Annotated in this window: 21 protein-coding genes and 2 tRNA genes; 18 read left to right on the forward strand and 5 right to left on the reverse strand. The window is 71.2% G+C overall.

Going from position 1 to position 19,998, the window contains the following annotated elements; genetic code table 11:
• The first annotated feature begins 114 nt into the window (after positions 1–114).
• Positions 115–1,635, forward strand: a complete 1,521-nt coding sequence (locus BEK98_RS24955) for an amino acid permease (RefSeq protein WP_094218867.1) — start codon at positions 115–117, stop codon at positions 1,633–1,635.
• An 87-nt stretch (positions 1,636–1,722) separates the two neighbouring features.
• Positions 1,723–1,795: transfer RNA gene (locus tag BEK98_RS24960), tRNA-Lys, on the forward strand.
• 130 nt (positions 1,796–1,925) lie between these two features.
• Here BEK98_RS24960 and BEK98_RS24965 read toward each other — a convergent pair.
• Entirely contained in the window at positions 1,926–2,576 is a 651-nt protein-coding gene (locus tag BEK98_RS24965) for a TetR/AcrR family transcriptional regulator (protein WP_094218868.1), read from the reverse strand.
• 91 nt (positions 2,577–2,667) lie between these two features.
• Between BEK98_RS24965 and BEK98_RS24970 the strand changes: the two genes are divergently transcribed.
• The 8 genes from BEK98_RS24970 (at position 2,668) to BEK98_RS25005 (ending at position 10,511) form a co-directional block, all read left to right on the forward strand.
• The gene (locus tag BEK98_RS24970; protein ID WP_094218869.1) at positions 2,668–3,726 is read left to right on the forward strand and encodes an oxygenase MpaB family protein; all 1,059 of its coding nucleotides are present in this window, start codon (positions 2,668–2,670) and stop codon (positions 3,724–3,726) included.
• Positions 3,727–3,873: 147 nt separating this feature from the next.
• Complete coding sequence (locus BEK98_RS50115) at positions 3,874–5,487, forward strand: sensor histidine kinase (RefSeq protein ID WP_244201962.1); 1,614 nt, start codon at positions 3,874–3,876, stop codon at positions 5,485–5,487.
• The gene (locus tag BEK98_RS24980) at positions 5,478–6,167 is read left to right on the forward strand and encodes a LuxR C-terminal-related transcriptional regulator (RefSeq protein WP_094218870.1); all 690 of its coding nucleotides are present in this window, start codon (positions 5,478–5,480) and stop codon (positions 6,165–6,167) included. Before BEK98_RS50115 ends, BEK98_RS24980 begins: the two co-directional genes overlap by 10 nt.
• A 29-nt stretch (positions 6,168–6,196) precedes the next feature.
• Positions 6,197–7,363, forward strand: coding sequence for an alpha/beta hydrolase family protein (locus BEK98_RS24985; protein WP_244201963.1), 1,167 nt, complete (start codon positions 6,197–6,199; stop codon positions 7,361–7,363).
• A 130-nt stretch (positions 7,364–7,493) separates the two neighbouring features.
• Positions 7,494–7,979, forward strand: a complete 486-nt coding sequence (locus BEK98_RS24990) for a MarR family winged helix-turn-helix transcriptional regulator (RefSeq protein ID WP_094218918.1) — start codon at positions 7,494–7,496, stop codon at positions 7,977–7,979.
• A 305-nt stretch (positions 7,980–8,284) separates the two neighbouring features.
• Positions 8,285–8,953 carry a nitroreductase gene (locus tag BEK98_RS24995; RefSeq protein WP_094218919.1) on the forward strand — a complete coding sequence of 223 codons (669 nt, stop codon included), beginning with the start codon at positions 8,285–8,287 and terminating at the stop codon, positions 8,951–8,953.
• Positions 8,954–9,053: 100 nt separating this feature from the next.
• Complete coding sequence (locus BEK98_RS25000) at positions 9,054–9,782, forward strand: SDR family oxidoreductase (RefSeq protein ID WP_094218872.1); 729 nt, start codon at positions 9,054–9,056, stop codon at positions 9,780–9,782.
• Between the two features lie 63 nt (positions 9,783–9,845).
• Positions 9,846–10,511: a nitroreductase gene (locus tag BEK98_RS25005; RefSeq protein ID WP_094218873.1), complete on the forward strand. Its 666-nt coding sequence runs from the start codon at positions 9,846–9,848 to the stop codon at positions 10,509–10,511.
• Positions 10,512–10,541: 30 nt separating this feature from the next.
• Here the strand turns inward: BEK98_RS25005 and arsM are convergent, their stop codons facing one another.
• Positions 10,542–11,363, reverse strand: a complete 822-nt coding sequence (gene arsM, locus BEK98_RS25010) for an arsenite methyltransferase (protein WP_094218874.1) — start codon at positions 11,361–11,363, stop codon at positions 10,542–10,544.
• Between the two features lie 124 nt (positions 11,364–11,487).
• On the opposite strand from arsM, the gene BEK98_RS25015 reads away from it, so the two are divergent.
• From BEK98_RS25015 to BEK98_RS25030, 4 genes are all read left to right on the forward strand, one after another.
• On the forward strand, positions 11,488–11,862 hold the full coding sequence (locus BEK98_RS25015; RefSeq protein ID WP_208643212.1) for an ArsR/SmtB family transcription factor: 375 nt from the start codon (positions 11,488–11,490) through the stop codon (positions 11,860–11,862).
• Positions 11,859–12,593: an aquaporin gene (locus tag BEK98_RS25020; protein WP_167444256.1), complete on the forward strand. Its 735-nt coding sequence runs from the start codon at positions 11,859–11,861 to the stop codon at positions 12,591–12,593. Before BEK98_RS25015 ends, BEK98_RS25020 begins: the two co-directional genes overlap by 4 nt.
• Positions 12,594–12,619: 26 nt before the next feature.
• Positions 12,620–13,042: an arsenate reductase ArsC gene (locus BEK98_RS25025; protein ID WP_094218876.1), complete on the forward strand. Its 423-nt coding sequence runs from the start codon at positions 12,620–12,622 to the stop codon at positions 13,040–13,042.
• Positions 13,043–13,306: 264 nt separating this feature from the next.
• Positions 13,307–13,663, forward strand: coding sequence for a hypothetical protein (locus tag BEK98_RS25030; protein WP_094218877.1), 357 nt, complete (start codon positions 13,307–13,309; stop codon positions 13,661–13,663).
• Here BEK98_RS25030 and BEK98_RS25035 read toward each other — a convergent pair.
• The gene (locus BEK98_RS25035; protein WP_094218878.1) at positions 13,617–14,303 is read right to left on the reverse strand and encodes a TetR/AcrR family transcriptional regulator; all 687 of its coding nucleotides are present in this window, start codon (positions 14,301–14,303) and stop codon (positions 13,617–13,619) included. The two genes, BEK98_RS25030 and BEK98_RS25035, sit on opposite strands and share 47 nt — an antisense overlap.
• A gap of 178 nt (positions 14,304–14,481) precedes the next feature.
• Here BEK98_RS25035 and BEK98_RS25040 point away from each other — a divergent pair, with 178 nt between their 5' ends.
• Complete coding sequence (locus BEK98_RS25040) at positions 14,482–15,078, forward strand: NADPH-dependent FMN reductase (RefSeq protein WP_208643213.1); 597 nt, start codon at positions 14,482–14,484, stop codon at positions 15,076–15,078.
• Between the two features lie 16 nt (positions 15,079–15,094).
• Positions 15,095–16,522, forward strand: a complete 1,428-nt coding sequence (locus BEK98_RS25045; RefSeq protein ID WP_094218879.1) for a DHA2 family efflux MFS transporter permease subunit — start codon at positions 15,095–15,097, stop codon at positions 16,520–16,522.
• A 145-nt stretch (positions 16,523–16,667) separates the two neighbouring features.
• Here the strand turns inward: BEK98_RS25045 and BEK98_RS25050 are convergent, their stop codons facing one another.
• Together BEK98_RS25050 and BEK98_RS25055 are read right to left on the reverse strand one after the other, a co-directional pair.
• Positions 16,668–17,303: a GTP cyclohydrolase II gene (locus BEK98_RS25050; RefSeq protein ID WP_094218880.1), complete on the reverse strand. Its 636-nt coding sequence runs from the start codon at positions 17,301–17,303 to the stop codon at positions 16,668–16,670.
• Between the two features lie 99 nt (positions 17,304–17,402).
• The gene (locus tag BEK98_RS25055) at positions 17,403–17,996 is read right to left on the reverse strand and encodes a MarR family winged helix-turn-helix transcriptional regulator (protein ID WP_244201964.1); all 594 of its coding nucleotides are present in this window, start codon (positions 17,994–17,996) and stop codon (positions 17,403–17,405) included.
• Between the two features lie 95 nt (positions 17,997–18,091).
• Here BEK98_RS25055 and BEK98_RS25060 point away from each other — a divergent pair, with 95 nt between their 5' ends.
• Together BEK98_RS25060 and BEK98_RS25065 are read left to right on the forward strand one after the other, a co-directional pair.
• Entirely contained in the window at positions 18,092–19,225 is a 1,134-nt protein-coding gene (locus BEK98_RS25060) for a dihydrofolate reductase family protein (RefSeq protein ID WP_094218881.1), read from the forward strand.
• Between the two features lie 66 nt (positions 19,226–19,291).
• Positions 19,292–19,365 (forward strand) — tRNA-Met (locus BEK98_RS25065).
• Positions 19,366–19,998: the final 633 nt, after the last annotated feature.

Raw genomic sequence — 19,998 nt, forward strand, 5'->3', positions numbered from 1 at the left:
TCCGTGGCCGCCGGACGACGGGGGTGGAGCTCGGCGGCCACGGATCCGGAAACCACGCTAGAGCGAGACCCCTGTGACGCATGTCACGGAGCCTGCGAGGGAATCGCTGGGGACATGACAGATGACGCAAGAGCGAGCAGTGGAGCGGCCGGGCTCTCGGACGAGGAACGACTGGCCCAGCTCGGCTACACCCAGGTCCTCGCCCGCCGTATGTCGGCGTTCTCGAACTACGCCGTGTCCTTCACGATCATCTCGGTCCTCTCCGGCTGCCTGACCCTCTACCTCTTCGGCATGATCACCGGCGGCCCCGCGGTGATCACCTGGGGCTGGGTGGCGGTCGGCCTGATGACCCTGTTCGTGGGCCTCTCGATGGCCGAGATCTGCTCCGCCTACCCCACCTCGGCGGGCCTCTACTTCTGGGCCCACCGCCTCGCGCCCCCGCGCTCGGCGGCGGCCTGGGCGTGGTTCACGGGCTGGTTCAACGTGCTCGGCCAGGTGGCGGTGACGGCGGGCATCGACTTCGGCGCGGCGTCCTTCCTCGGCGCCTACCTGAACCTCCAGTTCGGCTTCGAGGTCACCCCGGGCCGCACGGTCCTGCTCTTCGCGGCCATCCTGATCCTGCACGGCCTGCTGAACACCTTCGGCGTCCGGATCGTCGCGTTCCTGAACAGCGTGAGCGTCTGGTGGCACGTCCTCGGGGTCGCGGTCATCGTCGGCGCCCTGGCGTTCGTCCCCGACCACCACCAGTCGGCGTCCTTCGTGTTCACGAAGTTCGTCAACGAGACGGGCTGGGGCAACGGGGTCTACGTCGTCCTACTGGGCCTCCTCATGGCCCAGTACACCTTCACGGGCTACGACGCCTCCGCCCACATGACGGAGGAGACCCACGACGCGTCCACGGCGGGCCCGAAGGGCATCGTCCGCTCGATCTGGACGTCCTGGATAGCCGGCTTCGTCCTCCTCCTGGGCTTCACCTTCGCCATCCAGTCCTACGGCAAGGAGCTGACGTCCCCGACCGGCGCACCCCCCGCCCAGATCCTCCTGGACGCACTGGGCGCGACCACGGGCAAGCTCCTGCTCCTGGTCGTGATCGGCGCCCAGCTCTTCTGCGGCATGGCCTCGGTCACCGCCAACAGCCGCATGATCTACGCCTTCTCCCGCGACGGCGCGCTGCCCTTCTCGCACATCTGGCACACGGTCAGCCCCCGCACCCGCACCCCCGTGGCAGCGGTCTGGCTGGCCGCGCTCGCCGCCCTGGCCCTCGGCCTCCCCTACCTCATCAACTCCACGGCCTACACGGCGGTGACCTCGATCGCGGTGATCGGCCTCTACATCGCCTACGTCATCCCGACCCTCCTGCGCGTCCGCAAGGGCGACGCCTTCGAACGCGGCCCCTGGCACCTGGGCCGCTGGTCCGTCCCCATCGGCATCGTCTCCGTCACCTGGGTCGCGCTGATCACCATCCTCTTCATGCTCCCCCAGGTCTCCCCGGTCACCTGGAAGACCTTCAACTACGCCCCGGTCGCCGTCCTGGTCGTCCTGGGCTTCGCCGCCACCTGGTGGCTGGCCTCGGCCCGCCACTGGTTCCTCGCCCCGACCCACGCCACCCGCTCCCCCGAACCGGTCGAAAAGTAACCTTCACCCTCCTGACGCGGCCGCGTCCTCGATACCCGATCGGAGACACGGCCTCGTCCGGCTATGCTCGGACAGGCAACATCGCCTGGGCCCTTAGCTCAATTGGCAGAGCAGTGGACTTTTAATCCATTGGTTGTGGGTTCGAGTCCCACAGGGCCTACGGCTGCGGGGGAGGGGAGACCCCCTCTGACCTGCTACGCAGCGCCTGGGTCGGCTTCGGTCGGCTCGGGCGCTGTCTCGTTTCCGGGTGGAGGCTGTCGCCGAGGCTGCCGCTCTCCGCTGACCTGCCGTCAACGCGTCCGCGGCCAGAGGGCGCCGAGGATCACCTGTACCTGGCCGATCAGCCGTGGCGGGTCGAACTTGCCGGGCTCGGTGAGGGCGAGGCGGCCGAAGTGTTCCGCGCAGGCGACGAGTGCGTGGGCGAGGACTTGCGGGTCGAGCCGCGGATCACTCCGGTCGGCCAGGACGAGCGACAGCCATGCCTCGACCCGGAGCCGGAACCGCTCCCGGTCCGCCTCGATGCGGTCGCGGACGACCGTGGGCATGTTGCCGGGGGGCAGCAGGATCAGCCGCCACGTATCCGGGTCCTCGTGGAGCATGGCGGACATCCGGCGCACGGTTTCGGAGACGAACGCGGCGGGGTCGCGCAGGTCCGCGGTGCCGGGAAACGTCTCAAGCAGTCGTGCGAAGGCGCGTGCCTGCTGCCGGTCGAGCAGGGCGCTCAGCAGGGCGTCGAGGTTCTCGAAGGCGCCGTAGACCACCGACCGGGCGACATCGGCCCTCTTCGCGATGGCATCGATGGAGACCCGGTCGTAGCCGTCGCTCACGATTACGGCGAGGGCCGCGTCGAGCAGTTGCGCGCGGCGTTGCGCGAGGGGGACGCGTGGGGCGTAGGGGCGCCGCTTGCGTGGCCTGTCTTCCGAAGCTGTGGACGCTGACACCTTGGCAGTTTACGACAGGCGTGTCTTAATTTAAGACAGCAGTGTCGTAAATGAGGGCGGCGCACGCCGCGGACGCACAGGGAGCGGCTCCATGGCGAAGCTGAAGCGTGACGAGGTCGAACCGCACGAGGACTACGGCTTCTTCGGCCCGGGCTCGGTGGTGTGGAAGGTCTGGAGTTATCCGACGGCGCCGACGGTGGGTTTCCAGCGGTCCGTGGTGGTGGAGGAACTCGACCCGCCGCTGGTGGCCGCCGTCCACGGAACCCAGGGCATCTACCGGCGCTCCCGCACCCGCTACGACCGGACCCTGCGCTACTTCGCGATGGTGGCCTTCGCCGGTTCACGGGAGGTGTGCAAAGCCGCGGACGTCCTGGTCAAGGTCCATTCCAAGGCGATCGGCCGGCTTCCCTACGGCGGTGGGACCTACGACGCCAACGACCCCGCCTCGCAGCTGTGGATCCAGCTCACCGGCTGGCACTCGATCCTCTACGCCTACGAGAAGTACGGGCCCGGGAAGCTCACCGCGCAGGAGGAGCAGGAGTACTGGGAGGCATGCGCCATCGCCGCGGAACTGCAGACCTGCTCCCCCAAGGACATCCCCCGCAGCCGTGACGGCGTCCGGGCGTACTTCGCACGCATGCGCCCGCACTTGTCCGCCAGCCCGATCGCCCGGCAGGCCATGAACCACCTGCTCAGGAGCGAGCTCGTACTGCCGCCGACGCCGCGCTGGGCCAAGCCGGCGAGCCTGGTTGTCGCGCGGGCGCAGCGGATCGCCACGCTCGCCACCATGCCGCGCTGGATGCGCGAGATGGCCGGGATCCGGCAGTCGCGCCTCCTCGACACCCTCATCGTGCCCGTCATGAAGACGGCCTTCGCACTCGTCCACCTCAACCCCAAGGCCGAACTGCGCCTGCTGGCACGGCTCTCACCCTCCACGGTTCCGGTGATCGCGCCGATGAAGCTCGGCATACCTCCCCGCAACGAGGAAGTACTGACCCCGGCGGAAGCCCGCGCCCGCTACGGCTACGCCAAGCCCGCCGAAGCACATCTCGAATTCCGGGCCCGGCAGGCCACCCGTGTCTTCGGCGACGGCGAGGCCCCCAGCGAGCAGGGGCTCATCGAGTCCCAGGAGATCCTGGGGCCGCTCTAGCAGGTCCAGGTAGGTGTTTGCCCACCTCAGAAGTAGGTCTCGGCCCATGGTGCTTTCCGGACCCCTCGCAGCAGCATGATCTCCAGGCCGCAGCGCGTGGCCTGGAAGACGAGACGGGGGACGGATATGTGGCCGTTTCCGGCGGGCGTGACGCCCTGGCCGGCGGGCGTGCTGGCGGCGTTGACCGCGGTCTGCGCCGCGCTGGCCTTCAGGGCGGAGCTGGCGCGGGACCGACCGGCGCGTACCGCGCGACCGGCCGGGCGGATCGGCTGGCCGGTCGTGGCGGGACTGGTGGGTACGGCCGCGTACGGCAGCGTGCCGGCCCTGCTGGCCGCCCTGCACAACTCCGCTGTACCGCCCGGCTACGTCGTGACCATGCCGGATCTGGAGCCCGGCGGGCTGCTCCCGGCGGCGCTGCTGACGGCCGGCCTGCTCGCCACCGCGCTGCTCACCTCGGCGCCCGCGCCCCGGCGGTGGGTGCTGCCCGTGGTCGCGGCGGTGACCGGCGAACTGCTGGAAGCGACGTACTGGCTCACGCATTCCGCTGCCGTTTCGGGCCGGACACCGCTGAACGTCCTGGTGGGCGGTGTGAGCGTGCCGGTGATTGCCGCCCTCGCCGGTGCCGCTCTGCTCTGGCCGGCGACCGGCAGACCCGCGCGTCTGGCCGGAGCCGACGCGCCCAGGTCGGCGCGCTGGGCCCTGCTGCTGCCCGCCGTCGTGGTGATGACCGGTGACCTGTTCGGCCTCGATCTGTGGCAGTCCCCGCCGCCGGGCATCGGGATCGGGCCGTCGGTGGCGGGCCATCTGGTGGGGCTGGTGCTGCTGGCGGCCGTCGTGGCCGGGCTGGCGCGCTGGCCGCGGGCGGCGGCGGACCTGGCGGCCCTGGGGCTGGTCGGGATCGGGGCGTACGACGTCGCCCAGAGCGGGTTCGGGCAGTACGTGGTGGTGCACAAGATCGGCTCCCCGCAGGGGTCGGCGCCGTCGCTCCCCAAGGGGCTGGCACACCATGCGTCGGTCCTCGGTGGCATCCAGGGGGCAGTGGTGCTGGCCCTCGGACTCTGGCTGCTGACACTGACCGTACTGCCGGATGCCAGGCGGCTGTTGGGGCGGGAGCCGGATCCGGCGCTGACCCGGCGGGTGCGGGAGCTGACCGAGACGCGGGCCGACGCGGTCAGCTCCGCGGCCGCGGAGCTGCGCAGGATCGAGCGCGACCTGCACGACGGCGCGCAGGGACGGCTGGTCGCGATCGGGATGAACCTCAGGGTGGCCGAGGAGATGATCCACAGCAGCCCGCACGAAGCCGCCGCGCTGGTCGTGGAGGCCCGCGTCGCCTCGTCGGCGGCGCTGGAGGAACTGCGCGGCCTGATCAGGGGGATGCACCCGCCGATGCTGGCCGACCGGGGCCTGGGGGAGGCGGTCCGGGCGCTGGCACTGGACCTGCCCCTGCCCTGTGAGACCGAGATCGATCTGCCCGAACGGCTCGCCGCTCCGCTGGAATCGGCCTGCTACTTCGCCGTCGCCGAGGTGGTCACCAACGCCGTCCGGCACGCCTCGGCGCACGGCCTCCAGATCCGGATGGCCCAGGCGGGCGGACTGCTGCGCATCGAGGTGGTCGACGACGGGGTGGGCGGCGCGGACCCGGCCCAGGGCACGGGGCTGGCGGGGGTGGAGCGACGGCTCGCGGCCTTCGACGGCATCCTCGCGGTCAGCAGCCCGTCCGGCGGGCCGACGATCGTGGTCATGGAGGTACCGTGCGGGTAGTCGTCGCGGAAGATCTCTTCCTGCTCCGGGAGGGACTGGTCCGGCTTCTCAAGGCGCGCGGGTTCGAGATCGCGGCGGCCACCGACAGCGCGCCGGGCCTGCTCGACGCGCTGCTGGAATTCCGGCCGGACCTCGCGATCGTGGACATCAGGCTGCCGCCCACCCACACCGACGACGGGCTCCGTGCGGCACTCGCCGCCCGGGAACGGATACCCGGGCTGCCGATCCTGCTGCTCTCTCAGTACGTCGAGCAGATCTACGCCCAGGAACTGCTCGCCGACCAGGCGGGCGGGGTCGGCTACCTGCTCAAGGACCGCGTGTTCAGCGACGACCAGTTCGTCGACGTGATCCGTACGGTCGCCGCGGGCGGCACGGTCATGGACCCCGAAGTGGTCACCAAGCTGCTCGGCCGCCGCAGCCGCGGCGAACACGAGCGCCTCTCCCGGCTCACCGAGCGGGAGCGCCAGGTGCTCGAACTCATGGCCGAGGGACGCTCCAACAGCGCCATCGCGAACCGGCTCTTCATCAGCGAGAAGGCCGTGTCCAAGCACAGCACCAGCATCTTCACGAAGCTGGACCTCACCCCCTCCGACGACGACAACCGCCGCGTGCTGGCCGTACTCGCCCACCTCATGTCCGTGCCGCGTGAAGGCCGCACCCGACCCCGGGAGAGTCCGTGACAACCACACCGTTCATGAACCGAGAAGGAATGACGCGCCGTCGCGTGCTCGGAGCCGCGCTGGCAACCGGGGCCGCCTTACCGATCGGCGTCGCACGCCCGGCGCGGGCGGCTTCGACCGCCCCGGGCCCGGTGCGGCTCACCCTGCCCGCGCCCACCGGACCGTACCCGGTGGGGACGGTGCCCCTGCACCTCGTCGACCGTTCACGTCCGGATCCCGTGGCGGGCCCGGGGCATCACCGTGAGCTGATGGCCGGCGTCTGGTACCCCGCCCGGGCTGTCGAGCGGTATCCACTGGCGCGCTGGACGTCCCCCGCCGTGGCGCGGGCGCTCCTCACGGCGGCGGGCTTTCCGGCCGATGTCGCGCCGGCGCCTCTCACGGCCGGCCACGAGGGTGCTCCGGTGCGGCGAACCGGCGGACGACTGCCCGTCGTCGTGTTCTCGCACGGCGCGCACGATCACCGGGCGGACACCACCATCGTGGTTCAGGAGCTTGCCAGTCACGGGTACGTGGTGATCACGGTGGATCACACGTACGACGCGTTCAGCGAGTTCCCCGACGGCCGGCTCACGGTGCCGCTCGACCAACCGGCCTTGGGGCCGCGGGACTTCGCCACGGACCTCCGGTTCGTGCTCGACCGCATCGAGGAACTGGCCGCCGGGCGCAACCCCGACGCCGACCAGCGGCCGCTGCCGGCCGGTCTGCTGTGCGCACTCGACCCGCGTCGCATCGGCATGTTCGGCTGGTCGAAAGGCGCGTCGGCGACGGCCTTTGTGATGAGCGAGGACCAGCGCGTCCGGGCCGGGCTGAGCTTCGACGGCCCGATGCAACCGACGATCAGCACCGACCTGGACCGGCCGTTCATGCTGATGACCGCCGAGTTCCCCCGGGCCACGCAGCCGAGCGTGGCCGAGTTCTGGTCGCGTCTGCGGGGATGGCGGCTCAATGTCCAGGCGGAGGGTGCGGTGCACTCGTCGTACTGCGACGTCCAGTTTCTGATCCCGCAGCTGGCCCAAGCCGTCGGGATGAGCGACGCGGACCTCCAGGGCTGGATCGGCACCCTGGATCCGGCCCGGGCGGTACGGATCCAGCAGGCGTACCCGCTCGCGTTCTTCGACCTGCATCTGCGGCACCGCCGGGAGCGCCTGCTGGACGGTCCGAGTGCGGCCTTCCCGGAGGTCAAGTTCCTTCCCTGAAGCGACGGACCGCGGCGCTCACGTCTCTCGGCGCGTCACAGCGCCCTTCACCGATGCGGCGACAGGGCCGTAGCAGACGTACCCGATTTAGTTTCAAACGATACCGTATCGAATGACGTATTCTGGGTTCATGGCCGCCGACGTTCCTCGCCACACCACCGCCTCGCGTGCGACCGACCGCCCCGGGGATGCCTCGCCTTTCGCTCTTGGCTTGCTGCTGCGCCGGGCGCACTGGCGCGCGGCCGCGGCGATGGGGGAGGTGCTTCGTCCGCTCGGCGTGGAGTTGCGGCATTTCGCGGTGCTGATCGAGCTGGTCAATCACGGGCCCACGGTGCAGCGGGACCTGGTGGCGGCGACGGGGTCGGACAAGGCGGGAATCATGCGGGTCGTGGACGACCTGGAGCGGAAGGGCCTGGCGGTGCGCAAGGCCGTTCCGGGGGACCGGCGAGTGCGAGCGGTGGAGATCACGCCCCAGGGACTCGAACTCTTCGACGCGGCCCATGTGGCTGCGGGGCCGCTGGCCGAGCAGCTGGTCGCCGAACTGGGACCCGGCGAGTCCGAGCAGCTGACGGCCCTGCTGACCCGGTTTGCTCATCCCGCGGACGACGAGGCGTAAGCCCGCCCACGCACCGGTCGCCCGCCGCGACGGCGCGCTTCGTCCCGTGCGGCCTCCGCGGTGAACCTCCGGCCTTGAGAGCTGCGGCCGTCGTCGCTACGCGGTGACGGGCGGCCGGTCAGGCTTCGCTGTCGACGGATCGAGTCGTCCGCACGGCTGCCGTGCCGCATGCCTGGCCGGTGGCGTGCGTGCTCTTCACCCGCGCGGATTCATGCCCCAAGATAGTTTCACTCGATACGGTATTGAGTGATACTGTCTTGAGTGTGGTGAAGGTGAGCCCGACGAGCAGATGGAGGCGGGTGATCATGGACGTCTACGAGGCGGTCACGAGCCGACGAGCGGTGCGTCGATTCACCGACCGACCTGTCCCGAGGGAGACGCTGGAGCGCGTGCTGTCCGCCGCGGCTTGGGCGCCGTCCGGATCGAACCTCCAGCCGTGGCACACCTACCTGCTGACCGGCGCACCGCTGGCCGAACTCAAGAAGCGTGCCGGCGAGCGCCTGGCCTCGGGCGACCCCTGGGACGCGCCGGAGTACGAGATGTATCCGCCCGAACTGAAGTCTCCGTACCGCGAGCGCCGATCCGCCTTCGGCGAGCAGCGCTACGGTGCACTCGGCATCGCGCGTGGGGACCTGGAGGCGCGCCAGCGGGCCGCTGCCGCGAACTGGGACTGCTTCGGCGCGCCCGCCGCCCTGTTCTGCTACATCGACCGCGACATGGGTCGACCCCAATGGTCCGACACCGGCATGTACCTGCAGACCGTCATGCTGCTGCTCCGCGCCGAAGGGCTGCACAGCTGCACGCAGATGGCCTGGGCGAAGTACCACAAGACCGTCGCGGAGGTCCTGTCTCCCCCGGACGGGCTCGTCCTCTTCTGCGGCATGTCGATCGGATTCGAAGACGTCACAGCAGGTGACGCCCGTACAGGCCGGGCGCCGCTCGACGAGACGGTCACGTTCGTCGACGGGCTCTGACGCCCTCCCTCCTTGGTCGATCAACGAGCGGTTTCATGCCGCACCCACATAGCGTTGTATATGCCACATTGCGCACGTAATCCCGACGAAAGGGCATGGTATGAAGATCGCAGTCATGGGCGGCACCGGACTGATCGGGTCGCAGGTCGTCAAGAACCTGAACGCCGCCGGACACGAGGCGGTACCGCACTCGAAGTCCACCGGCGTCGACATCATCAGCGGCCAGGGACTGGACGAGGCGGTGGCAGGAGCCGACGTCGTCGTCAACCTGACGAACTCCCCGACCTTCGACGAAGCCTCCCTGGCCTTCTTCCAGACCTCGATGGACAACCTTCTGGCCGCGGCCCGGAAGGGCGGCGTCGGCCACTTCGTCATCCTCTCGATCGTCGGCGTGGACCAGGTGCCGGAGCTGGACTACTACCGCGCCAAGGCGCTCCAGGAGAAGATCCTCGCGGCCGGGCCGATCCCGTACTCGATCGTGCGGGCCACGCAGTTCATGGACTTCATGGACGCGGTCCTGTCCTGGACCGCTGACGCCCAGACCGTCCGGCTGCCCGCCACGCCCATCCAGCCCATTGCCTCCGAAGACGTGGCCGCCGCGGTGGCGGAGGTCGCCGCGGGCGCCCCGCTGAACGGCATCCGCAACATCGCCGGCCCCGAGATCTTCACCCTGGACGAGCTGGGCCGGATCACCCTGTCCCACAAGGGCGACAACCGCACCGTCGTGACCGACCCCACCGCCGGCATGTTCGCCGTCGTCAAGGGCGACGTCCTCACCGACAAGGACGCCCACCTCGCCGCCACCCGTTACACCGACTGGCTCTCCTGACAGCCCCGCCTCCTGCGTCTCGCATGAGTGGACAGGTGGAGCGCATGAGGGAGGTAGACGATCTTGGATGTCTATGAGGCGGTCACGAGTCGACGGGCGGTCCGTGGGTTCACCGACCGGCCCGTCCCGCGGCAGGTATTGGAGCGGGTGCTGTCCGCCGCGGCTTGGGCGCCGTCCGGATCGAACCTTCAGCCGTGGCGCGCCTACGTGGTGACAGGCGGGCCGCTGGCCGAGCTCAAGAGGCGCGCCGGCGAGCGCGTGGTGGCAGCCGACCCCTGGGACGAGCGGGAGTACGAGATGTACCCGCCCGCACTGAAGTCTCCGTACCATGAGCGCCGATCCGCCTTCGGCCATGAGCGCTACAGCGCACTTGGTATTGAGCGCGACGACTGGGAGGCGCGCCAGCGGGCCGCTGCCGCGAACTGGGACTGCTTCGGCGCGCCCGCCGCCCTGTTCTGCTACATCGACCGCGACATGGGCCGACCTCAATGGTCCGACATCGGCATGTATCTGCAGACCGTCATGCTGCTGCTGCGCGCCGAAGGGCTGCACAGTTGCCCGCAGATGGCGTGGTCGGTGTATCGCCAGACGGTCGCGGAGGTCCTGTCACCTCCGGACGAGCTCGTCCTGTTCTGCGGAATGTCGATCGGATTCGAGGACGTCACGGTGGGTTACGCCCGTACCGGCCGGGCGCCGCTTGCCGAGACCGTCACGTTCGTCGAGGGGTAGATGCGCAACTACGTGACGATCGATGCGTGCTCAGCCGCTGCAGCCGCACCCCGATGCCGCCTCGGCCTCGGTGACGGTGCGGGGTGCGTCGATTGCGTCGGCCATCGCCTGCTTGACGGCCCGGACGATCGCCGAGTGCATCCCGTCCGCGACCCGGTGGGTCGGGGTGATCTCGATGTCGGTGAAGCCGGCGGTCTCCAGGCCCTGGCGGTATTCGGCGAAGGACAGCGCGCCGGCGATGCAGCCGGCGTAGTCACCGCGCTCGGCCCGCTGCTCAGGTGTGAGGGAGTCGTCGGCGACGACGTCCGAGACGCCGAGCCGGCCGCCGGGCTTCAGGACGCGGAACGTCTCGGCGAACACGGCGGCCTTGTCGACGGACAGGTTGATCACGCAGTTGGAGATCACGACATCGATCGTGTTCGCGGGCAGGGGGATGGCCTCGATGGTGCCCTTGAGGAACTCCACGTTCGTCGCGCCCGCTTGCGCGGCGTTGGCCAGGGCGAGGGCGAGCATCTCCTCGGTCATGTCCAGTCCGTACGCCCTGCCGGTGGGGCCGACGCGGCGGGCGGAGAGCAGGACGTCGATGCCGCCGCCGGAGCCGAGGTCCAGGACGCGTTCGCCCTCGCGGAGTTCGGCGACGGCGGTGGGGTTGCCGCAACCGAGGGAGGCGGCAACGGCCTCCGCGGGCAGGGCGTCGCGCTCGTCGGCGCCGTAGAGGGTGGAGCCGAAGTTCTCGTCGACCTCGACCGGCTGCGGCCCGCAACAGGCGGTGCCGCCCTCGGTGACCTTCAGGGCCGCCGCGGCGTAGCGTCGACGGACGGTTTCGCGTAGGTCGGTGGACTGCTCGTGCATGACTTCACTCCTGGGTGGCCTGGGTGGCCTGGGTGACGGGGCATGGCGGTGCCCTGGAACAGTCTGTATTGACGTTCGTTGATGCAAGGTTGCGCCTTGGATCGAAAAACGTCAACATAGAGGAATGTCGAAACAAGAGCTTGAGGTGCTCGGCCAGGACGGCGACGGCTGCTGTGGCGGACTCGCAGTCGCGCCGCTGGGTGATGAGCGGGCCGCAGAGCTGGCGAAGGTGTTCAAGGCCCTCGGGGACCCGGTCAGGCTGCGGCTGCTGTCGATGATCGCCTCCCGTGAGGGCGGCGAGGTGTGCGTGTGCGAGATGACGCCCGCGTTCGACCTGTCCCAGCCGACGATCTCCCACCACCTCAAGCTCCTGCGGCAGGCCGGCCTCATCGACTGCGAGCGCCGCGGCACCTGGGTCTACTACTGGGTGCTGCCCGGCGTCCTGGACCGGCTCGCCGCGTTCCTCACCACTTCGCAGACCGCGGGAGCCGTCGCGTGACCGCGCCGCTGGGCCGACGGCTCGCCGCCGAAGCCGTCGGCACCGGGCTGCTGGTCGCGGTCGTCGTGGGCTCCGGCATCCAGGCAACCGAGTTGTCTCACGACGTAGGCGTGCAACTCCTCGCCAACTCCCTCGCCACCGTCTTCGGCCTCGGCGTCCTGATCCTGGTCCTCGGGCCGGTCTCCGGCGCGCACTTCAACCCCGCCGTCACCCTGGCCGCCTGGTTCACCGGCCGCCGCACCCCCGATGGCCTCACCTTGAGGGAGGCGGCGGCGTACGTTCCCGCCCAGATCGCCGGGGCGATCAGCGGGGCGATCCTGGCCGACGCGATGTTCGCCAGGCCCCTGGTCGAGTGGTCCACGCACGACCGGTCCGCCGCGCACCTGTGGCTCGGTGAGGTGGTCGCCACGGCCGGCCTGATCCTGCTGGTCTTCGGGCTCGACCGCGTCGGCCGTGCGTCCCTCGCGCCGGCGGCCGTGGCCTCGTACATCGGGGCCGCCTACTGGTTCACCTCCTCCACCTCGTTCGCGAACCCGGCGGTGACCATCGGACGGGCCTTCACCGACACGTTCGCCGGGATCGCCCCCGCCTCCGTCGCCCCGTTCCTCGCAGCACAGCTGGCCGGAGCCGCACTCGGGCTGGGCGCCGTCATCGCGATCCACGGGCGTCCCACCCCGGCCGGCAGCAAGGTCGTCGCCCCGCACGGTGCACCCGAACCGGCCTCCCCCTGACCCGCCCTTCCTGGAAAGACTTCCCCATGAGCACTCCCGCCCCGCGTCCCTCCGTGCTGTTCGTCTGCGTCCACAACGCCGGCCGCTCCCAGATGGGCGCCGCCTTCCTCACCCACCTCGGCGGCGGCCGCGTCGAGGTCCGCTCGGCCGGCTCCGCCCCCGCCGACACGGTCAATCCGGCCGTGGTCGAGGCCATGGCGGAGGTGGGCGTCGACATCTCCGCCGAGACGCCGAAGGTCCTCACCACCGAGGCGGTGCGGTCCTCGGACGTGGTGATCACGATGGGCTGCGGGGACGCCTGCCCGGTCTTCCCCGGCAAGCGGTACCTGGACTGGCAGCTGGCCGACCCGGCGGGCCAGGGCGTCGAAGCCGTCCGCCCGATCCGGGACGCCATCGAGATGCGGGTACGCGGCCTGCTCGCCGAACTCGGCATCCCGGCGACGGCATGACCGCGACGGCGGCCGTCCGCGTCAGGCGAGCGATGCGTGAGCGGCCGTACGGCTCACAGAACCCGCGCCACTTGGTGGGCGACCCCGCCCCTCGACCACTGCGGCAGGCCGTCGAGCTTGGGAAACCGTTGAACTGGACGACGAGCTGGCCGCTTTCCAGATCGATGCCGTCCTCAGCGCCGCCAACACCGCGATGAGGCCGAGGAACGCCGACGCGGCCGCGAAGGTGCGGCGCGTGGTGGCGGGCTTCGTGGAGCGTGCCGGGTGATACGCGCCGAGCGCGGGACCACCGGATTCCGGGCCGCCGGTGAAGTCCCGCTTCCCGAGCCCGACTTGGCATCCTTTCAGTGGGCCTGCCATGCGGCGGCGCGCACGGCCCGGCTCAGGGTCCGGGCTCTCGACACCGGCGTGGCCGCGAGCTACCACGCCGTGGACATCGGCGGCACCGCCGTCCTGGCGCACGGCACCCTGCCGGTCGTGGCCTTCGCCGCCGGGCCCGTCGTACCGGCAGGTCCGGTACTGGCGGCCCCGGACGCTCGGCGAGCTGATGTTCAACGGGTGGGACTGAGGGCCCTCACCGGACGCCGTACGCCCGCAGGAACGCCGCCACCCCGCCCGTGATCAGGCGGTCCGTCTCCTTCGGGGGCAGGGGCAGGACGCCGTAGTGGGTGGACTGGACGATGGTGTGCGAGGTCAGGGCCGTGAAGTGGGCGGCCGTCAGGGCGGGGTCGCCGTGTACGTCGAGCAGGCCGGCCTCGGCGAGGTGGGCCATCGCCTCCGCGAGCGCGCGGCCGACCGGTTGCGGGCCCGCCTCGTGCCAGGCCTTCAGGACCTCCGGCGGTACGTGGTCGGCCTCGGCGTGGATGTGGCGGACCAGGGCGAAGTGGTTCGGGTAGTCGCTCATGAGCCCGACGAAGGCGCGGGCGAGGGCGACCAGGTCGCGTTCCAGGGTGTCGGGCCGCGGGGGGCGCTCCGGGTCCAGCGTCGCGCGCAGACGGGCCAGTTGGGCGTCCCGGACCTCGCTCGACGTCCATGTCACCACCGTCTGGAAGAGCTGCGCCTTGCCGCCGGGGAAGTGGTTGTAGAGCGTGCGCGTGGAGACGCCGGCCTCGGCGGCCAGCGCGTCGACCGAGGCGCGGGTGTAGCCCTCGCGGCCGAAGAGCGTGCAGGACGCGCTCGCGAGGGCGATCTGCTTCTCCAGCTTGCGCGGTGACACCTCGCGCTGCGCCCGGGCCAGCCGGGATTCGTTGCTTTCGTCCACTCCCACTCCCTCCTCCGCCTGCACTCTACCTGGATTACAACGAGCGTTGTAATTTCTACAACGTTCGTTGTACTTTGCTGGGGAGGTCGGCGCGGCCGCATCGGGCGGCCGTCCTGCCGTGAGCCTGAACTGGGGGATCCCTGTGTCCGCAGCCGTGACCAATGAAGTTCCGCGATCCGTGACCGATGAAGTCCCGCTCCGCGTCGCCGTGATCGTCGGCAGCGTCCGCGAGGGCAGGCAGGGCCGGGCCGTCGCCGACTGGTTCCTCGGCACCGCCGCTGCCGACGAGGGCCTGGACCTCGACGTCATCGACCTCGCGGAGGTGGACCTGCCGCTGGTGCTGCCCGGCTGGGGCGGCACGCCGAGCCCCGAGGCCGTCGCCGCGCTGAAGGACGTCTCGCCGCGGCTCGCCGCCGCCGACGCGTTCGTCGTCGTCACGCCGGAGTACAACCACAGCTTCCCGGCGTCCCTGAAGAACTTCGTCGACTGGCACCACGCCCAGTGGCAGGCCAAGCCGGTCGGCTTCGTGTCGTACGGCGGTCTCGGCGGCGGTCTGCGCGCGGTCGAGCAGCTTCGGCTGGTCTTCGCCGAGCTGCACGCGGTGACCGTGCGCGACTCGGTCAGCCTGCACGGGCCGTGGTCGGGCCTCGGGGAGGACGGCGCGCCGCGCGACGCGGCCGTCTGCGCCGGTGCCGCCAAGGGCATGCTCGGCCAACTCGCCTGGTGGGGACGGGCCCTGCGGGCCGCCCGCGCCGAGCGGCCGTACGCGGGCTGAGCGCGGGGTGGGGGACATGAACAGGACCGAGACCGCCGAGGCGGCCGCCGCCGGGGCCGCCCGGCCCGCACCGGACGCATCCGCCGCGCTCTACCGCGTCGTCGCCGTCACCGTCATCGCCTCCGTGATGTCCGTGCTCGACATGACCATCGTCAACGTCGCGCTGCGCCGCCTCTCGGAGTCCTTCGGGGCCCCGCTGGAGACCATCCAGTGGACCGCCACCGCGTACACGCTCGCGCTCGCCGCGGTGATTCCGACCGCCGCCTGGGCGATGGGGCGGATCGGCGCCAAGCGCACCTATCTGACCGCGCTCACCCTGTTCACGCTGGGCTCGCTGCTCGCCGCGTGCGCCTGGGACGCGGGCAGCCTGATCGCCTTCCGCGCGGTGCAGGGGCTGGGCGGTGGGCTGCTGATGCCGGTCGGCATGGCGATGGTGATGCGGATCGCCGACCGGGCCCGGCTCGGCCGCGCGATGGCCCTGCTCGGGCTGCCCATCCTGGTCGGCCCGGTCGCCGGGCCGCTGCTCGGCGGCTGGCTGGTCGACTCCGCGTCCTGGCACTGGATCTTCCTGGTCAACCTGCCCGTGGGCGCGCTCGCGCTGACCCTCGCGGCACGGCTGCTGCCCGGGGACGCGCCCGAGGCCCGTACCGCCGCGGCGCCCCGCCTGGACGTCCCCGGCCTGCTGATGCTCTCGCCGGGTCTCGCCCTGCTCCTGTACGGCCTGGCCCGGGGCGGCGAGCGCGGCGACTTCACGGCACCGGGTGCGCTCCTGCCCGTGCTCGCCGGTGCCGCCCTCACCGCCGCCTTCGTACGACGGGCCCTCACCGTCCGCGATCCGCTGCTGGACCTGCGGCTGCTGGGCGACCGCACCTTCGCCGCCGGTATCGCCACGCTCGCCCTGTTCACCTGCGGTTACTTCGGGTCGATGCTGCTCGGGCCGCTGTACTGGCAGCAGGAACGGGGGGTCAGCGCGACCGGCGCCGGGCTGCTGGGCGCCCCGGTCGGGCTGGCCGTCGGGGTGACGATGCAGATCGCGGCCCGGCGGATCGACCGGGTCTCACCGCGCCGGCTGATCCCGGCCGGGATCGCGGTGGGCGCCCTGGGGATGGCACTGGTGGCGCTCCAGGCCGGGGAGAGCGGGGTGCCCATGTGGCGGGTCGTCCTACCGGGCATGGTCATGGGCGTCGGCGCCGGCATGGTCCTGATGCCGACGATGACAACCGCGACCCGCAACCTGCCCACCGACCGCGTCGCCGCGGCCAGCACCGCGCTGAGCATCAACTCCCAACTGGGCGCGTCCGTCGGAACGGCGGTCCTGTCGGTGGCACTGGGCGCGGCGGGCACGACTCCGGCAGGCTTCCGGACGACGTACGCGATCGCGGCGGTCTTGCTGGGCCTGGCGATCCTGCCGGCGCTGCGGCTGCCGGGCGGGCGGCGGGGCTGAGCGCGTTCTCGGCCTACCGAGTCGAGAGGTGGCGGCCACTTTTCCGCCTACCGAGTCGGGTGGTGGGTGGGCATAGGCCGGGGGTCCAGGGGGCGGAGCCCCCTGGGACGGTGCCCGAAGCGCAGCGCACCTCAGAACGCCAAGCTCAGCCCGCGTTCAGCTCCGTAAGCTCCCCCAGCGGCAGCGTGTGCTGGGTCTGCAAAACCTTCGCGCGCAGGTAGCGGACGTTGTGCGCCGTGGTGAAGACACCGGTCGGCACCCGATCCCGCACGACGACACCGAGCGAGCGCAACTGCTCCGCCTTGTCAGGGTTGTTGGAGAGAAGATCCAGCTCCCCGATGCCGAGGGCACCCAGCATCTGCGCGGCGGCCGTGTAGTCGCGAGCGTCCTCCGGGAGCCCGAGCGCGGCATTCGCCTCGTACGTGTCGAGGCCCTGGTCCTGGAGGGCGTAGGCGTCGAGCTTGTTGTACAGCCCGATGCCGCGCCCCTCCTGGCGAAGGTAGAGCAGGACGCCCCCGCGCTCGGCGATCCGCTCCACCGCCTCGCGCAGCTGGGGACCGCAGTCGCAGCGGGCGGAGCCGAAGACGTCTCCGGTCAGGCACTCGGAGTGCAGCCGGACCAGTGGGACGGGGCCGGGGTCGCCGAGGACCACGGCCACGTGCTCCTGGCCGTCGGCCAGTCCGTGGAAGGTGACGAGTTCGGCGTCGACGCGGTAGCCGTCGTGGAAGTGCAGCGGTACCCGGACGCGGGAGCGCGGCGTGGCGGCGGGGGTGTCGGGCATGCGGGTCCCTCCGGGTGGGCTTGCTTCATATTTGAAGCAGACGGACGTAGGGACCCTACCTCATGCTTAAAAGTTAAAGCAATTGCTCTCGCGTGTGACTCACGAGTCGGCGGACTCGGTCGAGGAGTCGGCAGACTCGGACGAGGAGTCGGCAGGCTGGGACGAGGAATCGGCCGGCCGGGACGAGGAGCAGGACGAACGCCGCCGCCACGGGACGTCACCCGCTCCGGCCTCGGTGTCGTCGCCCTGCAGTCCGCGCGTGATCCCCGTACAGATCTCCTCCAGCTGCCCCACCTGCTCCGGCGTGAGCCGGTCGAACAGGGTCGCGCGGACCGTCTCGACATGCCCGGGCGCCGTACGTTCCAGCACGGCCATCCCCGCGTCCGTCAGCACCGCGAGACTGCTGCGCTTGTCCCAGCGGCAGTTCTCCCGCCGCACCATCCCGTCCCGCTCCAGCCTGGTCACCGCGTACGTCAGCCTGCTGCGCGTGATCTTCAGCGTCTCGGCGAGATCCGTCATGCGCAGGCGCCGGTCGGGTGCGTCGGAGAGGTTGGCCAGCACGGAGTAGAACAGGTGGGGCATGCCGGCCTCCTGCTGGAGCTGCCGGTCGATCGCGTCCTCCAGAAGCTGGGAGGCGGCGATGTAGGCGCGCCAGGCGCGCTGCTCCTCGGGGGTGAGCCAGCGGGTCGTCATGCCACCAGTGTAGGTTTGTTTCAAACTTGAACCAAGAACGCCAGTCCCGACCGCTTCACCAACAGCCGTGACCGCTCGCCAGGGAGACCGCGCCGATGCCGTACCCGTACGTCCTGCTGTCCGCCGCCGTCTCCCTCGACGGCTACCTGGACGACACCGGCCCCGACCGGCTCCTCCTCTCCAGCCCGGCCGACTTCGACCGGGTCGACGAGGTACGGGCCTCGGTCGACGCCATCCTGATCGGCGCCGGCACCATCCGCGCCGACAACCCGCGCCTGCTGGTGAACTCACCCGAACGAAGGGCGGCCCGCGTCGCCGACGGCCGGCCCGAATACCCCCTGAAGGTCACCGTCACCGCCACCGGCGACCTCGACCCGGCCGCGAACTTCTGGCACACGGGTGGCGAGAAACTCGTCTACACGACGGACGAGGGCGCCGAACCGGCCTCCGGCGCCCTCGGCCGGACCGCCGACGTGGTCTCCCTCGGCCCCGACCTCGACTGGCGCGCCCTTCTGGAGCACCTGCACGACGTGCGCGGGGTACGGCGCCTGATGGTCGAGGGCGGCGGAACCGTCCACACCCAGCTCCTCCAGCAGGGCCTCGCCGACGAACTCCAGCTGGTCCTCGCCCCGCTGTTCGTGGGCGCCCCGGCGGCCCCGCGCCTGTTCGGCCCGGGGTCGTACCAGGGCGGCCGGCTCCGCCTCACCGAGACCCGCCGGATCGAGGACGTCGTCCTCATGCGCTACGAGCCCACCGCCCCCGGCACCGGCCCGGCCCCCGCCGCCGCCGACCGCCACTGGCTGCGCACCGCCTGCGAACTGGCCGCCCTGTGCCCGCCCTCGCAGACCGCGTTCAGCGTCGGTGCCGTGGTGGTCGCGGCCGACGGCACGGAGCTGGCCCGCGGCTACTCCCGCGAGGGCGGCGACTCCGTGGTGCACGCGGAGGAGGCGGCCCTCGCGAAGATCGACCCCGCCGACCCGCGCCTGCCCGGCGCCACCGTCTACAGCAGCCTGGAGCCCTGTACCCGCCGCGCCTCCCGCCCCGCCCCCTGCGCCGAACTGATCCTGCGGGCGGGCGTACGGCGAGTGGTCACGGCCTGGCGGGAGCCGGACACCTTCGTGACGGCGGCCGACGGGACCGGGGCGCTGCTGAGCGCGGGCGTGGCGGCCGTGGTGCTGCCGGAGTACGAGGCCCTGGCGAAGCAGCCGAACGCCCACCTGCTGCCCTGAGCGGCACCCTCGGGGAAACCCGTGTGCTTTGTGGTCTGGCCATGGGGTACTCTTGAGACACAACGACGCGGGGTGGAGCAGCTCGGTAGCTCGCTGGGCTCATAACCCAGAGGTCGCAGGTTCAAATCCTGTCCCCGCTACTGAAGGCTCAGGGCCGGAATCCAGTAAATGGATTCCGGCCCTGAGTGTTTCCCGGCCCCCCGCGACAGGCCGCCTAGTGGCATACGTCACACCCGATCATCCGCTCGGTCCACAGCAGTCGCCCGCCCTCCCCGCTCCCGCCAGGCTGGACGCACGTCAAGGACACGGGAAAGGGCACGGGAGACGAGCAGTGCGCCCTGGTGAGCTGGAGCAGAACCCAAACGCCAGACCCGGCGACCACCTCCCCGACGACCCCGCCCCGCCCCCCGTCCCAGCCTGCGTCTCGGGTCCCGCCCCGGACCCCGGCCCCGCCCTCGACTCAGGCTTCGGCGCGGACCCCGACCCTGTCTCGGGCCCCGTCCTCGCCCCGGACTCTGCCCCTGGCCGAGTCTCGGGCAGCGCCCCGGGCCCGCACCCCGACTCCGCCCCGGACTCAGTCCTTGGCGCGGACCCCGCTCCCGTCTCGGACCCTGACTCTGACCCTGGGCCCGTCTCGGACTCAGTCCTCGGCGCGGACCCCGGCCCTGTCCCGGGCCGCGCCCCGGACCCCGACTCCGCCCCGGACTCGGTCCTCGGCGCGGATCCCTGCCCCGTACCAGGCCCCGCCCTCGTCTCTGACCCTGGGCCCGTCT

Source organism: Streptomyces diastatochromogenes (assembly GCF_002242805.1).
In the GTDB taxonomy this organism is placed as follows: Bacteria; Actinomycetota; Actinomycetes; order Streptomycetales; family Streptomycetaceae; genus Streptomyces; species Streptomyces diastatochromogenes.